The sequence below is a fragment of the Vitreimonas sp. genome (assembly GCF_036392335.1).
Classification (GTDB): Bacteria; Pseudomonadota; Alphaproteobacteria; order Caulobacterales; family Aquidulcibacteraceae; genus Vitreimonas.
In genome coordinates this window covers 38,339-53,330 of sequence record NZ_DASVYD010000015.1, presented here as the reverse complement: position 1 = coordinate 53,330, position 14,992 = coordinate 38,339, and the positions used below count along the sequence as shown (strand labels likewise).

General features: G+C 63.9%; 16 protein-coding genes. 4 read left to right on the top strand and 12 right to left on the bottom strand.

Features of this window, described 5'->3' with window-relative positions:
- Nucleotides 1-240 precede the first annotated feature (240 nt).
- A complete protein-coding gene (gene radA, locus VF769_RS03010; RefSeq protein WP_331006883.1) occupies nt 241-1,608 on the bottom strand; it encodes a DNA repair protein RadA in 1,368 nt (455 codons plus the stop codon).
- Between the two features lie 54 nt (nt 1,609-1,662).
- Between radA and VF769_RS03005 the strand changes: the two genes are divergently transcribed.
- The 3 genes from VF769_RS03005 to VF769_RS02995 are packed head-to-tail and all read left to right on the top strand — an operon-like array spanning nt 1,663 to nt 3,290.
- Nucleotides 1,663-2,400 (top strand): TMEM175 family protein, encoded by a 738-nt coding sequence (locus VF769_RS03005; RefSeq protein WP_331006882.1) that lies wholly within the window; start codon nt 1,663-1,665, stop codon nt 2,398-2,400.
- A gap of 6 nt (nt 2,401-2,406) precedes the next feature.
- On the top strand, nt 2,407-2,886 hold the full coding sequence (locus tag VF769_RS03000) for a glutathione peroxidase (RefSeq protein ID WP_331006881.1): 480 nt from the start codon (nt 2,407-2,409) through the stop codon (nt 2,884-2,886).
- Entirely contained in the window at nt 2,883-3,290 is a 408-nt protein-coding gene (locus tag VF769_RS02995; protein WP_331006880.1) for an NUDIX hydrolase, read from the top strand. Before VF769_RS03000 ends, VF769_RS02995 begins: the two co-directional genes overlap by 4 nt.
- On the opposite strand, the gene VF769_RS02990 is transcribed toward VF769_RS02995, so the two are convergent.
- The 11 genes from VF769_RS02990 to VF769_RS02940 all read right to left on the bottom strand — a co-directional run bounded on the left by VF769_RS02990 (nt 3,287) and on the right by VF769_RS02940 (nt 13,981).
- Nucleotides 3,287-3,769: a hypothetical protein gene (locus VF769_RS02990; RefSeq protein WP_331006879.1), complete on the bottom strand. Its 483-nt coding sequence runs from the start codon at nt 3,767-3,769 to the stop codon at nt 3,287-3,289. The two genes, VF769_RS02995 and VF769_RS02990, sit on opposite strands and share 4 nt — an antisense overlap.
- Nucleotides 3,766-4,527, bottom strand: coding sequence for an ABC transporter ATP-binding protein (locus VF769_RS02985; protein ID WP_331006878.1), 762 nt, complete (start codon nt 4,525-4,527; stop codon nt 3,766-3,768). The genes VF769_RS02990 and VF769_RS02985 overlap by 4 nt, the downstream gene beginning before the upstream one ends.
- A 6-nt stretch (nt 4,528-4,533) precedes the next feature.
- A complete protein-coding gene (locus VF769_RS02980; protein ID WP_331006877.1) occupies nt 4,534-5,307 on the bottom strand; it encodes an ABC transporter permease in 774 nt (257 codons plus the stop codon).
- 109 nt (nt 5,308-5,416) lie between these two features.
- A complete protein-coding gene (gene alr, locus VF769_RS02975; protein ID WP_331006963.1) occupies nt 5,417-6,454 on the bottom strand; it encodes an alanine racemase in 1,038 nt (345 codons plus the stop codon).
- A 19-nt stretch (nt 6,455-6,473) separates the two neighbouring features.
- Nucleotides 6,474-7,937: a replicative DNA helicase gene (locus VF769_RS02970; RefSeq protein ID WP_331006876.1), complete on the bottom strand. Its 1,464-nt coding sequence runs from the start codon at nt 7,935-7,937 to the stop codon at nt 6,474-6,476.
- 259 nt (nt 7,938-8,196) lie between these two features.
- Nucleotides 8,197-10,113: a S9 family peptidase gene (locus VF769_RS02965; RefSeq protein ID WP_331006875.1), complete on the bottom strand. Its 1,917-nt coding sequence runs from the start codon at nt 10,111-10,113 to the stop codon at nt 8,197-8,199.
- A gap of 112 nt (nt 10,114-10,225) precedes the next feature.
- Nucleotides 10,226-10,807, bottom strand: a complete 582-nt coding sequence (gene rplI, locus VF769_RS02960; protein WP_331006874.1) for a 50S ribosomal protein L9 — start codon at nt 10,805-10,807, stop codon at nt 10,226-10,228.
- A gap of 14 nt (nt 10,808-10,821) precedes the next feature.
- Nucleotides 10,822-11,100 carry a 30S ribosomal protein S18 gene (gene rpsR / locus VF769_RS02955; RefSeq protein WP_331006873.1) on the bottom strand — a complete coding sequence of 93 codons (279 nt, stop codon included), beginning with the start codon at nt 11,098-11,100 and terminating at the stop codon, nt 10,822-10,824.
- 3 nt (nt 11,101-11,103) lie between these two features.
- Nucleotides 11,104-11,508, bottom strand: coding sequence for a 30S ribosomal protein S6 (rpsF, locus tag VF769_RS02950; protein ID WP_331006872.1), 405 nt, complete (start codon nt 11,506-11,508; stop codon nt 11,104-11,106).
- A gap of 148 nt (nt 11,509-11,656) precedes the next feature.
- Nucleotides 11,657-13,150 (bottom strand): serine hydrolase domain-containing protein, encoded by a 1,494-nt coding sequence (locus VF769_RS02945; RefSeq protein WP_331006871.1) that lies wholly within the window; start codon nt 13,148-13,150, stop codon nt 11,657-11,659.
- A 60-nt stretch (nt 13,151-13,210) separates the two neighbouring features.
- Nucleotides 13,211-13,981 carry a helix-turn-helix transcriptional regulator gene (locus tag VF769_RS02940; protein ID WP_331006870.1) on the bottom strand — a complete coding sequence of 257 codons (771 nt, stop codon included), beginning with the start codon at nt 13,979-13,981 and terminating at the stop codon, nt 13,211-13,213.
- A 117-nt stretch (nt 13,982-14,098) separates the two neighbouring features.
- Here VF769_RS02940 and VF769_RS02935 point away from each other — a divergent pair, with 117 nt between their 5' ends.
- Nucleotides 14,099-14,806 carry a hypothetical protein gene (locus VF769_RS02935; RefSeq protein ID WP_331006869.1) on the top strand — a complete coding sequence of 236 codons (708 nt, stop codon included), beginning with the start codon at nt 14,099-14,101 and terminating at the stop codon, nt 14,804-14,806.
- The last annotated feature ends 186 nt before the right edge of the window (nt 14,807-14,992 follow it).

The window sequence follows — 14,992 nt, the reverse complement described above, 5'->3', positions numbered from 1 at the left end:
CGCAAGGCGAAAGTACGGGGCAATCACGAGCGATATCTGCCCCGCAGCTACAAACGCATCGATCTTGCGAGGAGCTCCGCCCACTCTCACAAGTTCGCAGCTTTCATTCGCGAATGCATCTCGCGTCGCCTGAATTGCGATCTTGCGCGCGTCGGGGCCGTTCAACGCCATGCTTTACGCTAAACTATTTCAGATCGGTGTGTCACGTCGGCTCCGGGCCAAAAGGGGAAATTCTGCCAATCAATCCTCAACACCCAACGCCGCGGCTAGATCGGCGATGTGATTTAACTCGCGCAACTTTACGCCGCCTGCGCTGCCGCTCTTTTTTTGCGGGGGCGCGAAGGCGGATTGGAAGCCGAGCTTCGCGGCTTCTTTCAAACGCAAATCCGTACGGCCGGCGGGGCGGATTTCGCCGGAGAGAGCGACTTCGCCGAAGACGACGCTGTGTGTCGGCAAGGGGCGATCGACGAGCGCGGAGATGAGCGCTGCGGCGACGGCGAGGTCGGCGGCGGGTTCGGTGATGCGGAGGCCCCCGGCGACGGAGAGATAGACGTCGCGGCCCGAAAAGGAGAGGCCGCAGCGCGTTTCCAACACGGCGAGGATCATGGCGAGGCGCGCGCTATCCCAGCCGACGACGGCGCGGCGCGGCGTGCCATAGGCGGCGGGTGCGGCGAGCGCTTGGATTTCGACAAGCACGGGACGCGAGCCTTCAACGCCGGCGAACACGGCCGCGCCTGATGGGCGATCGCCAGCGCCGCCCATGAAGAGCGCGGACGGGTTTGGTGTTTCGACCAAGCCTTGCTCGACCATTTCGAACACGCCGATTTCGTCGGTGGGGCCGAAGCGATTTTTGACGGCGCGGAGAATGCGGAACGGCAGCCCGCGCTCGCCTTCGAAATAGATGACGGCGTCGACCAGATGTTCGACCACGCGGGGGCCGGCGATCTGGCCGTCTTTGGTGACGTGGCCGACGAGGATGAGCACGCTGCCGCTCTTCTTGGCGAAGCGCACGAGTTCGTGCGCGCAGGCGCGGACTTGCGCGACTGTGCCGGGGGCGGCTTCAACGCCATCGGCCCAGACGGTTTGAATGGAATCGACGATGACGACGTCGGGCTTGATGGCTTTGAGGCCGTCGAGAATTTTGCGGAGATCGGTTTCCGCCGCGAGTTGGACGGGCGCGTCGGCGGCTTTGAGGCGGCGGGCGCGGTCTTGGACTTGGGCTTCGGCTTCTTCCCCGGTGACGTAAGCGACGCGGGCGCCGGAGCGGGCGATGGCGGCGGCGGCTTGCAGCAGCAACGTCGATTTGCCGACGCCGGGATCGCCGCCGATGAGGATGGCGGAGGCTGGGACGAGGCCGCCGCCGCAGACGCGATCGAATTCGGAAATGCCGGTGGGCAGGCGTGGCGGGGGATCGGCTTCGCCGGCGAGTTCAACGAAGGCGAGGGCCTTGCTCTTTTTGCCGGTGGGCGCGGCGAGTGCGCCGGGCACGGCGGTGCGCGCGGTCTCCTCGACCAATGTATTCCATGCGCCGCACGCTTCGCACTTGCCGGCCCATTTGGGCCAGATCGCGCCGCAGGCCTGGCAGGTGAAGACGTGGTCTTTGGCCATTCTCGAATCCTTCGCCATTGAGCCTAGCGCGCCGCTTCTGCTAACGCATGTGGTATGACCAGTGTGCGCGATCTGCATCCGCTCAAGGGCGAGCCAAATTTCCGCTGGCGCGGGGGCAATCCCTCACGCGTGGAAGCGCTGACGGACATGGTGTTTGCATTCGCGCTTACACTCTTGGTGGTCTCGAACGCGCCCCCTGGGTCATTCGATGAATTGGTGACGCAGCTTTGGGGCTTTCCAGGCTTTGCGGCGGCGTTCGCGATGCTGCTTCTGCTGTGGCATTCGCACTACGTCTTCTTTCGCCGCTACGCGTTAGAGGATCAGTGGACCACGGTGCTGAACGCTGGACTGCTGTTCCTGATCGTGTTCTTCGTCTACCCGCTGAAATATCTGGCGACGATGTTGTCGCAATTTGTTCGTTCGATCGTGGCGGGCGCGCCGCAACCGCCGATGTCGCTGGAGCATGCGCGCGACGGTTTGGTGATAGTGTCGCTGGGCTATGCGGCAGTGTTCGCGATGTTTGCCCTGCTCTATGCGCACGCGCTGCGGCGGCGCGAAGAACTGGACTTGGATGCGCACGAAACGAAGCTGACGCGGTTTGGCGCCGCGCAGCATTGGGTGCATGTCTCGATCGGTGTGTTGGTGGCGATCAGCGCATCGGTGCTGCCGCTATTCTGGGCGCCGTTCTCCGGGTTCCTATACTGCTTGATCGGGCCGTTGATTTTTGCGACGGGCGTGGTGTTTGCGCCAAATGTGAAACACGCGCCAACGGCGCCGAAGCCTTCAATGTGAGGAACAATGACCAGCATCTATGATTTCACCGCGCGCGATATTGACGGCAAGGAGCGTTCGCTCAGCGAGTATCGCGGCAAGGTGCTGCTGATCGTGAATACGGCGAGCCAGTGTGGGTTCACGTATCAATATAAGGGCTTGGAAGAGCTGCATCGGAAGTACGCCGCGCAGGGCGTCGAGGTGTTGGGCTTTCCGTGCAATCAGTTTGGCAAGCAGGAGCCGGGCGACGCCGACGAGATCAAGAATTTCTGTTCGCTCACCTATAACGTGACGTTTCCGATGTTTGCCAAGATCGACGTGAACGGGCCGAATGCGCACCCGCTTTACAAATATCTGACCGAGAGCAAACGCGGCTTCCTCAGCACCAAGAACATCAAATGGAATTTCACGAAATTCCTGATCGATCGCGAGGGCCGTGTGCGCGGGCGCTTTGGTCCGACGACGAAGCCCGAAGCGCTCGATAGTGTGATTGCGCGGGCGCTATGAGTGGGCCGCCGAAGACGCCGCTGCTGACGGTCGATTGCGTCGTGTTCGATGCGTCGGGCGCGTTGCTGCTGATCGAGCGCGGGCATGAGCCGTTTAAGGGCTGCTATGCGCTGCCGGGCGGGTTCGTCGATGTGGGCGAGACGGTGGAGCAGGCGGCGCTGCGGGAGTTGAAGGAAGAGACGGGCGCTTCGGGGCGCGTGGTGCGGTTGATCGGCGTGTATTCCGATCCAGGGCGCGATCCGCGTGGGCACACTGTGAGCGCTGCGTTTGTTGTGGAATGGGACGGCGCGGCGGTGAGCGGCGGCGATGATGCAGCGTCGGCGGGGTTTGTGAGTGATTGGCGCGAGAAGCAGCTTGCGTTTGATCACGCGAAGATCGTGGCGGATGCGCTGAAGGGCGCTTAGGACCAGATATCCGCAACGTCCCAGAAGATGCTTTCTGCAGGCGGCAGGCCGAACTCAGCGCGTCGTAATTGGAGCCAGCGGCCGCGTTTGGAGATGCGGCCGGGCGGGTCGCCATTGGGCGGTGTGACGCCATCTGAGCCGTCGGGCCAGAGATCTTTCTCTTCGTAGGGCTCATCGATCCAGGCGCGGAACTTGAGTTCGCCGACGACGAAGAGTTCGGCGCGCACCCAGAAGCTGGGATCGATGCTGAGATCGATGTGGCCGTCGCCTTGATCAGAGACGAAGAGCAGGCGCGCGCTGGTTTTATCGACGCGCTGGCGCCAGATGCGGCCATTGGCGTGGCCGCGAAATTCGTAGGGCTCACGCACCCAGCCGGCGAGCGTGCTGATCAAACCGCTGGCGCAATCCTCGAGCGGCCAGCCGTGGTCTTCGTTGCCGACGTAGTATGGCGCGCGCGTCGGTGGCGTAGGCGCGATCACACCACAGCCTGGATCGGGCCATCGGCGCGGCCGGCGACGAATTGATCGACCATGGCGTTGCCGCTGGCGTCGAGCGTGCTGGTGAGCCCGCGCCACACGATCTTGCCGTTGTGGAGCATGGCGATTTCGTCGGAGATTTTGCGCGCGCTGGGCATGTCGTGCGTGATCGACACGGCGGCGCAATTCAGCTCTTTCACCATTTCGACGATGAGATCGTTAATGGCGTCGGCGGTGATGGGGTCGAGGCCGGTTGTGGGCTCATCGAAGAAGAGGATGTCGGGCTTGGCGATGATGGCGCGGGCGAGGCCTGCGCGCTTTTGCATGCCGCCGGAGAGTTCGATGGGCCGCACGTCAGCGAATTCGGGCGCGAGGCGGACTTTGCGCATCGTCTCGATGGCGCGCTCGCGCGCGTCCTTGCGGGGAATGTTGTCGGCGTAGATCAGGCGGAAGGCGATGTTCTCCCAGACGCTGAGCGAGTCAAACAGCGCTGCGCCCTGAAACAGCATGCCGAATTTGCGCATCACGCGGGCGCGTATCTCGGCGGGCATCTTGGTGACGTCCGCGCCATCGACCAGCACTTGACCGGCGTCGGGCTTCATCAGGCCCAAAGTGCATTTCAGCGTGACCGATTTGCCCTGGCCTGAACCGCCAATGATGACGAGCGATTTGCCGGGCGCGACGTCGAGATCGACACCGTCCAGCACTTGGCGGCCACGGAGCTTTTTCTTCAGGCCGATGAGTTGGAGTTTCGCGGTCATGTGCGCTTACTCCACGAAGAACGCGGTGATGATGTAGTTCACCGCCAGGATCAGCACGATGGCGCCGACGACGGCGTTGGTTGTGGCGCGGCCGACGCCGAGCGCGCCGCCCGAGCTGTTATAGCCCTGATAGGCGCCCATGACGGCGATGATGAAGCCGAACACGGCGGCTTTGGTGAGGCCCAGCACCACGTCCTGGGTTTCAAGAAAGTCCACCGTATTGCGCAGATAGGTGGCGCCGTTGAAATCGAGGCTGTTCACGGCGACGAGATAGCCGCCCATGACGCCGATCACGTCGGCGACCGCGACGAGCACCGGCAGCGTCAGCACGGCGGCGAGCACGCGCGGCGCGATCAGGAATTTGAACGGGTCGGTGGAGAGCGTGGTCATGGCGTCGATCTGTTCGGTGACGCGCATGGTGCCGATCTCAGCCGCGATCCCGGCGCTAACGCGGCCCGCGAGCATGAGGCCGGCGAGCACGGGGCCAAGCTCGCGCGTGATGCCCAGCACGACGATGTTGGGCACGAAGCTCTCAGCGTTGAAGCGCGCGCCGCCGACATAGATGTTGAGCGCGAGCGCTGCGCCAATGAAGACGGCGGTGAGGCCGATCACGGGCAGCGAGAGATAGCCGATCTGGAAGCATTGGCGCAGCAATTGGCCGGCGAAGATCGGCGGTGAGAAGATCGAGCCGATGGCGCGCGCCGCGAAGATCGAGAAGCGGCCAATCTCGGCCAGCATGCCGAGCGCAGTGCGGCCGATGGGGGCGAAAGGATTGATCATACGCCTGCCTTCGGACCGCCGGCGTCGAGCCGGCATCCGTTTGAAACGGAAAATTGGGTTTGTGTTGAAACACCGTGTGCCGGCTGGAAGCCGGCGGTCCGACAATCACTCACGCCCGCGCCCCTGTTTTACGAACGGTCCCGGCGAATGTGGTGAGGATTTCGTAGGATGCAGTCCCGGCCAGTGCGGCGATTTCATCCAAGGGCGCATTGGGGCCGAGAAATTCGACCATGGCGCCGGGCGCAGCTTCCGCGCAGCCGGTGACATCAATGATCGTCAAATCCATCGACACGCGTCCTAGAATTGGGCGTTTGCCGCCCCCCAGAACGCCATAACCGCGCCCGCCAAGCGATCGCAAGTAGCCGTCGGCGTAGCCGAGCGCGACGGTGGCGGTGCGCATCTTTTGTGCCGCAGTGAAGGTAGCGCCGTAGCCGAAGCTTTCGCCGGGCTCGACGTCGCGAACTTGCAGAATGGGCGCCTCGATAAGCGCTGCCGGGATGAGCTGCGGATTGTCCGCGTCGAGTCCGCCGGAGCCGTAGAGGCCGACGCCGGGCCTGATGAGATCGAAATGATACTCGGGGCCGATCAGTGCGCCGGCGGTGGCGGAGAGCGAGAGCGGCGCTTGCGGGAAGAGCGACGCGGCGTCGATGAAGCGTTTGAGCTGTGTGGCGTTCATCTCGTGCTTCAAATCAGAGCCGCAGGCGAGATGGCTCATGACGAGCGCCAGCGATGTGCCTTTGAGCGCGACCATGCTTTGCGCCAGCTCTTCGGGGCCGAGTCCAAGCCTGTTCATGCCGGTGTCGATGTGTAGGCCGGCGGGGCCGCGCGCGTTCCAGATTTTGATTTGCGCGATGGAGTTCAGGATCGGCGTGAGCTTGGCGTCGGCATATTGCGCGACGTCTTTTTCATTCGGGCCGTTGAGCACGAAGATTTGCGGGCCTTCGCCGAGCGCTTTGCGCACGCGGAGTGCTTCGCCAAAGGTGGCGGTGAAAAACACCCGCGCTCCGGCCTGCGCCAGCGCGCGTGAGGCCGCGACGGCGCCCAGCCCATACGCATCCGCCTTGACGACAGCACCGACGGCGGCGGTCGGCGCGCGCTTTTTGAAGAAGCGCCAATTTTCCGCCACGGCGTTGTAATCGACGCGCAGGCGCGCGAGCCGCGGCGGTTCAGCGGGCGATGGAGCTGAATCGGGTGAATTGACCGTGGAAATTGAGGTGCACCGTTTCGATAGGGCCGTGGCGGTTCTTGCCTATAATGAGCTCGGCCCTGTTCGCAACTGCGGCGCGCTTTTGCTCCCAGGCGAAGTGCGCTTCGGTGCCTTGTTCGGGCTCGGCGCGGCTCAGGTAATATTCCTCGCGATACACGAACATGACGATGTCGGCGTCCTGTTCGATCGAGCCGGATTCGCGCAGGTCCGAGAGTTGCGGGCGCTTATCTTCGCGGGCTTCGACTTGGCGCGAAAGCTGCGAAAGCGCGATAACCGGGACGTGCAAATCCTTGGCCAGCGCCTTGAGGCCCTGGGTGACTTCCGAGACTTCCTGCACGCGGCCGTCGGTCTTGCCGGAGCCGGTGACGAGTTGGAGGTAGTCCACGACGATGAGATCAAGGCCGGAGGTGCGCTTCAAGCGGCGCGCGCGATTGGTGAGCGCGCCAATGGAAATACCGCCAGTTTCGTCGACATGGAGCGGCAGCATTTGCAGTTCGGTCGCCGAGTCGGCGAGGCGCACATATTCGTCCTTGTCGATCTTGCCCTGGCGAATGCGATGCGACTCGATGCCGGCAAAGTCGGAGAGAATACGTGTCGCCAATTGTTCGGCCGACATTTCGAGTGAGAAGAAGCCCACGGTGCCGCCGAGATGTTCGGAATTGGGGTCTTCTTGGATTGCCTTCTGTTTGATGCGCGCGACGTTCATGGCGAGGTTCAACGCGAACGCGGTTTTGCCCATCGACGGACGACCGGCGAGGATGATCAAATCGGAACCGTGTAGGCCACCCATCAAATGATCGAGGTCGCGGAAGCCGGTGGAAATGCCGGAGACGTCGGAACCGCGGTTCTTCGCGGCGGTGGCCACCTCGATCGAAGCGGTGAGCGCGGTTCGGAAATCCTGGAAGCCTTTATTGGCGCCGCCGCTTTCGGCGAGCGTGAAGAGGGTGCGCTCGGCTTCCTCGATGATGTCCTTGGCGTCGTGACGCTCGGGCGGATTCTCAGCGAGATCAGCGATGACATTGCCGACGCGGATCAGTTCGCGGCGCAGCGCCATGTCGTAGATGAGCTCAGCGTAGGATTGCGCCTGCGCCGACAGCGGCGCGGCGAGATCCATCAGCTTCATCAGATAGACGGCGCCGCCGATTTCCTTGATGCCGCCGTCGCGCGCAAAGCGTTCCTTCAGCGTGACGCCGTCGGCGATGTGGCCAGTGGCGATCATCTCCTGGCAGGCGGCGAAGATGCGACCGTGGACGGGATCGTAGAAGTGCTGCGGGCGCAGCTGCTGCGTGATCCGGTTCAGGGTTTCATTGTCGAACAGGATTGCGCCGAGCAAGGCTTGCTCGGCTTCCAGATTGTGCGGGGTGACGCGCTGTTGCGGGGCCGGGGCCGGCGCGCCAAGCGGGAGCGCTTGTTGAGAACTCATGGGTGCATCTTGCGCCGATTCGGGCCGCCATTCGTTGACGGCCCGAAATCTTGACCCGTGCTTTTGCTGAGTCGTGCACGTGTTTTTGTTGTTGACGCGGAATGAGCGAATCTCTGCCACGCGTCCTCCCCCGCGCGCGGGGAGGTGCAGAGCGTAGCGAAGCGGAGGGGGACGTGCAGTCGTGGCGTGCACTCCCCCCTCAGTCATCGCGCTATCGCGCGCTGACAGCTCCCCCGCGCGCGGGGGAGCATAGCTGGCCTTAAGCCCCACCGCGGAGATATTGATCGAGGAAGCGCAGATACGCTTCCTGCGCGGTGATGCGGTTTTCCTTGCGCAGGAAGCCGTGGCCTTCGTCGGGGAAGAGCACGTACTCGACCGGCACGTTGTTGGCGCGCACGGCGGCGACCAGCTCGTCGCTCTCCACTTGCAGCACACGCGGATCGTTTGCGCCTTGCACGACGAGCAAGGGCTTGCGGATGTTCTGTGCGTGGAAGAGCGGCGAGATGCGGCGGTGACGTTCGGCGTCGGTCGCGGGGTCGCCCATTTCGTCATAGAGGGCTTCGCGGAAGCTTGCCCACCACGGCGGGATCGAGTTGAGCGTGCGCTCCCAATTGGTGACGCCGAAAATATTGACGCCGACATCGAACGCGTCCGGGCGGAAGGCGAGCGCTGCGGCCACCATGTAGCCGCCATAAGAGCCGCCCATAATGCCGATACGCTCGCCGTCCACCCAGTCGAGTGTTTCGAGATAGCGGCGCGCATAGACGATGTCGTCGAGATCGACTTCACCGTGGCGGCGATCATCCATGTGGAAGAAGGTCTTGCCGTAGCCGGATGAGCCGCGATTGTTGGCCGCGAAGACGGCGTAGCCGTGGTTCACGAGGTGTTGGATCATCGCCGAATAGCCGCGCCGGCTCTGTCCGCCTGGGCCGCCGTGCACGAGCACCAGCGCCGGGACGCGGTTGGTGCGGCTTGCGGTGCGCGGACGATAGAGGATGCCTGGAATCTGCAACCCATCGAAGCTCGGATAGCGCTCCACCGTGGCTTCGACGAGCAGAGCCTCATTAATCGCGGGATTGAGTGCGTGCGTGAGGCGTGTGGCCACGCCGGTGTTGAGCGGGGCGGTGAACACGTCGGCGGGCGAAGTGTCCGAGGCGACGGTGAACGCAATGCGGGTTTCGTCGCGGTTGAAGCGGACTTGGCCAAGATCGCCGGCGGGGACGCCGCTGAGACGGATCGGCGTATTGGTGCGCGTATCCAAAATGGTGACGTCGGTAGAAGCGTCGGCGTTGATGGCGGAGACGCGATAGCGCCCGGATGGCGAGTGCACCACGAACATCACGTCCCACTCGGCCTGGATCAGCGGCGTCTTCTCACCACTCGCGAGATCATACCGCCAAGCTTGATTGTATTCGCCGTGTTCGTCCGTGCCGTAGATGAGGGCCGCGCCGTCCGGGGTGAATTCGTAGACGCCGTAAGAGATGTTGCCGGTGTGCTGCGTGATCAGGCGTGGTTCACGCATGTCGCGCGCATGCAGGTTCACCAGGAAGATGTCGCTGTCGGCGCTGGTGCGCGGGCGCACGAGCGCCAGCCAGCGTCCATCCCGGGTGATGCCGGCGATTTCCATGCCGGGATTTTCATAGACGCGCGTGCGGGCGTACGTGGCGGCGTCATACTCGTAGAGATCGAACACTTGCGGGTCGCGTTCGTTCGAGGTGACCCAGAACGCATTGCCGTCGCCGCGCCAAGCAAGGAAATCGGCTTTGACGTTGTCGCCTGGCGTCAGATCGCGCAGCGTTCCGTCGCGCTCGCGCACATAGAGGTGGTCAAGTTCGTTGCCGCCTTGATCGGCGCCGACCAGGATGCGTTCGTCGTTCGGGAAATAGGAGACGGCGAAGGTCGCGTTGTCTGGCGATTGGGTGAGTTGTTGCGGCGCGCCGCCTTCGATCGAGAGGGCGTAAGCGTTAAAGACGCCGCTGGAATCATTCGCGATGAGGATGCGGCGACCGTCCGGAGAAAACCCGAGGCCGGCGGAGGCGGCCATGCTGTAGGAGGTCGTCTGGAAGAAGGTTTGGGCCGAGTAGGTCTGGTGCGGCAAGGCGCTGTCGGTCGTGCTCGCGCAAGCGGCGGCGAACGTCGCCGCGACGCCGGTCAGCAAGATGCGTCGGTTGATCATGGTGTCCCCTCGAATGGCTGGCGCGAGCTTAAACGCGCACGCACGCGGGGCGCAAAAGAAAAGGCCCGCGCATCGGGGATGCACGGGCCTTCGCGTTTGGATGCGGACGCGCTTATTCGGCGCGCGCCGACGGATCGTTGGTGATCGAATTGGCCGCGAGTTCCTTCGCCGCGGCTTCCGCCTCGGCGCGCTCGGCTTCGATCGCCGCGGTGATGACGTTCTCGCCCTTGGCTTGGCGCTCGGCTTCGTCGGCCGAACGGGCCACGTTGACTTTCACCGTCGCGTACACTTCCGCATGGAGGCGGACGCGCACGTCATAGACGCCAACCGTCTTGATCGGCTTGTCGAGCACAACCGCGTTGCGTTCGATCTTGGCGCCGGACTTGACGATTTCGTCGGCGATGTCGCGCGAAGAAACCGAACCGTAGAGCTGACCAGCTTCACCCGCTTGGCGGATGAGGACGTAGCTTTCACCATCGACCTTCTTGGCCGCCTTTTCGGCGGCCGCCTTGGCCTCGGCGTTCTTAGCTTCGAGTTCAGCGCGACGGCCTTCGAAAACCTTGCGGTTCGCGTCGGTGGCGCGGAGCGCTTTCTTTTGCGGGAGCAGGAAGTTGCGGGCGAAACCGTCGCGCACCTTCACTTCATCGCCAATGGCGCCGAGATTCTCGACGCGTTCGAGCAGGATGACTTGCATGTGACGAGTCTCCCTTACTGAACGGCGAACGGCAGAAGCGCGAGTTCGCGAGCCAGCTTAATGGCGCGCGCGAGTTCGCGTTGCTTCTTGGCGGAAACGGCGGTGATGCGCGCCGGGACGATCTTGCCCTTTTCGCTGATATAGCGTTGGAGCAGCTTCACGTCCTTGTAGTCGATCTTCGGCGAGGCGCTGCCCGAGAACGGGCACACTTTGCGACGACGGCCGAAGGGGCGACGGGCCGGAATGTTCGAGATGTTGAACTTCGGAGCGCCTTTTGCAGCTTTAGCAGCCATGGATTAGTCCTCCGCACCGTCAAAATCGACGCCATCTTCACCGTCGCGACCGCCTTCACGGCGTGCGCGGCGGCGCTCCTCGCGGTCCCGGCGGGCCAGGATCGGGGACGGCTCCTCGTCGAGTTCCTCAACGCGGATGGTCTTGAAGCGCATGATGTCTTCGTTGATGCGCAGGCGCCGCTCAAGCTCGTGCACGGCCGGGGCCGGGGCGTCGATATTGATCAGGGCGTAGTGGCCCTTGCGGTTCTTGCGGATGCGATAGGTCAGATTGCGCAGGCCCCAATACTCGGTCTTGGTGGTCGTGCCGCCCAATTCCTTGATTGTATTGGTGATTTCTTCGACGATCGTGTCGACCTGTTGCGGCGAGATTTCCGGCCGCGCGATAAGCACGTGTTCGTAATAAGCCATATTGTCCTCTTCCATGGACCCGCGGCGCTCGGACCGGGGAAGAACCGGCCAAAACGATGGACCCCGGACGGCGGATGCCTCCGGGGCCGCGGATCGCGAAGGCGCGGAAAATACGCATTTCGGCCCCGGAAGCAAGGGGAGGCCTGTTTCAGACCCGCTGGAATTGGCCAAAGCGCGTGCGGAGACCGTCCGGGCGCTCGCCTCCCCCCTCGAACTGAATCGGCTCGCCGCGGCCGGGGACGAATTCCACCCGAACGGAATCTGGCTGGGTGAAGGGTTCGGCGACCGCTTGCAGCGCGCCCTGGCGGAGGTGGAGGCGCTCGCCCTGCGCCGCGACCTCGATGCGCCCCCAAGCTTCGCTCTCATAGGCCCCGGCATAGGCGGTGCGCGCGCGTGTGAGGGTCCAGGTTCGGGTGGCGCGGTTGGCGCGGTCGGTTGAGATGGCCGCGGCCATGCGATCCCTCCGCGCGGCGACGTTGGCCAAGGCTTCGTCGAACCGCTGCTGTGCGTCGTCGGCGCCTCCAGTGCGGTCGTAGATGTAATTGGCGATGGCGTCGGTCAGACCTCCGCCTTGGTCGCTATTGACGAACGCCGCCACGCCCACCCCGCGGGCGGGGCTGAAGGAGACGTGGGCGCGGAAACCGGCGAAACCGCCGAAATGGTGCACGAGGCGATCCTCGCGATAGGGGCCAAGATACCAGCCCAGGCCGTACGCCTCGCGAACATAACCTTCGAATTCCGACCCGACTTGCGCATGCGGCTGCTGCACGGCGGCGATCACCTCTGGCGCGACCACTTGCCTGCGCCCCACGCGTCCGCGCTCGACCATGAGTTCGAGCCAACGCAACGCGTCTTCGGCGCTCATGATGATTCCGCCGGCGGATTGCATGGTTTCGTCGGTTTTTTCGAGATAGGCGCGTTGCGCCGCCCCCTCTGGAGTGAGGGTGTGCGGTTTGGCGACTGACCAATCGGCGGCGCGCGACATCCGCGCGCTGGCGCGGGCCATGCCGGCGGGTGCGAAAATCTCGCGCTCCAGCAGATCTTGCCAGGCTAAACCAAGCCCGCGATCGGTCAGCACGGTGGCGATGTTGTAGCCTTCGTTGGTGTAATCGAAGCGCCCACGCGGCGCCTCGTCATTGGTTTCGCTGTACGCAAGCAAGCGCCAGAGCGTTTCGGGATCGTGCTGGCCGGTGAACGCGAGCCGATATCCGATCGGCCCGTTTTCTACGCCGCCGGTGTGCGAGAGGAGATCGCGAAACCGCGTCTGGTCCGCTTGAATTGCAGCGGGGAACGGCGCCGTCGGCGCGTAGGCCGCGAGTGTCGCATCGAGGTCGAACGCGCGACGGTGATGCAAATTGGCGAGCGCCAGTGCGGTCAGCGGTTTGGTGGAAGAGGCGATATAGAATGCGGTCGCTGTGCTGGCGCGTTCGCCCGTGCCGATATCGGTGACGCCAACACCGCGGACAAATGCGCCTTCGCGTGTGTAGACGGCAAGCGCGAGGCCGGGCGCGGCGTTGAGCGCCATGGCGCGGGCGATGGCGACGTCGAGGTCGGCGGCGAGGGCGAAGTCACGCCGTGGCGCGGTGGCGCAGCTGACGAGGCCGGTAGCGGCCGCAGCGGTGAGAAAGGCGCGTCGGTTCATGGTCAAGCTCCGTAATCGGCGTGACGCTATGTCGATGCGCGTGGCGCGTCTTGGACGCTTTTAACATGCCGCCGCGAGCAGTGCGCGTTGTTGGCGCGGCGTGCGCCCGATCACGCGGCGAAACACGCGACTCATATGACTCTGATCGTAGAAGCCGGCGCTGAGCGCTATCTCGCTTAGCGCCAAGGGGGATTCTGCAAGCGACGATAACGCGCGCCGGACGCTCTGAGCTTGCGCATATTCGGTGATGGATTGGCCGTAGCATTGTCGGAATAAGCGTGAGGCGTGCGCGGGATGAGCGCCGGCTTCGTGCGCGCGCTGCGATACGGATATGTCCGCGAGACGCCGTTCCTCAAGCTCCAGCTTCAGGCTTTTCATCCAAGCTGGCGGCGTCATGCGTCTCGTGTCGTCGTCGAGGCACGCGCTCACCAGGTCGACGCCAGCCGCGCTTGCGCCTTCAAGGTCGCCTTCGAGCGCCGCGCTTAGGAATGCGTTGGCGTGGCGAAGCGCGAAGCCGTCGGTGCGACGCCGCCACAAATCCGTCGCGCCCGGGGCGTCAAACGGGTCGAGGGTCAAGAATTCGAGTGCGACGAGCGTGGCGCCTGCTTCACCGAATTCGTCCTCATGGAAGGCGCGCTGCGATTTGACCAGGACATCGCCGGGCCGCATCGCGATCGCGCCGGCGCGGTTCTCCTCGCGGTAGCCGCCCCGGACGACGAAGCTCACGCGTGAGAACGCGTCCGCATGGCGACCATGACGTTCGCCGGGCGGGTAGCTGCAGACCGACACCGCCAGTTGCGGCGATGAGAAGAGCGCGCGCTTCATGTTCATGAGATGCCCGGAAATCCGTTTCGGATGCGACCGGGGTGCGTATGGTCCATAATGCGCGTCTGAGCGGTGTTGGGGCGGCGTACAAAGATGATGTTGCAGCGGAATGGGGAGCGGCTGATGCGTGCGATAGTGGCCGTTTGCGCGGTCTTGGCGCTTTGCGGGGCGACGGCGGCGTGGGCGCAAACCGCGCACGATGGGACGCGGACGGTTGATCCAGGAGCCCCGCCACGCCTGCTGTCGCCCACCTGGCTGCAGCGGCCAAGTGCCGAGGATTTCAGTCGTTATGTGCCCGAGGCGGCGCTCGTCGCCGGAGTCAGCGGACGCGTCGTCCTCGACTGCATCGTTGGCGCTGATGGTAGTCTGACCTGCACCGTGGCGAGCCAAGATCCCGAGGGATACGGATTCGGGGACGCTGGACTCTTGGTCGCCCGTCATTTTCGTATGGCTCCCACCGCGGATGACGGCGCCCCGACCGAGGGTGGCCGAGTTCGCGTTCCCGTGCGTTTTGTCGTGCCTGAGCGTGGCCCGCCGCCCAATGCATTGTCGGCCACGCCAGAGCGCGGGGATGGCGCGGAATTGATGCTTCGCTATTACCCTGTCGTCGCCGAGCGCGAGGGTGTCGAGGGGCATGCGGTTCTGGAATGCGAGCCGCAATCCGATCAAACGGCGGAATGCAACGTCGTGAGCGAGTCCCCGGCGGGATACGGATTTGGCCATTCGGCCTTGCTGATTTCGCGGCATTTTCGCGTGCCTGCGCCGACGCGCGGATCACGCGCCGGGGGCGGCAGTTTCCGCCGTACCATTCACTTCACGTTGCCTGAATAGGCGGGGCATAAACGATCGGGTTCATTTCGTCGGAAGGCGACGCGGCGAACATCGGCATCGCTGCTTCAACTCGTGCGCTCAAGCGGGCGTATTGGGGAAGCGATGATGAAGAAGACGACGTTTGGGGCGGCGGCTGCGGGATTCGCCTGGGGCATTTTGCGTCGCCCTTCTTGCCGCACGCGGCTC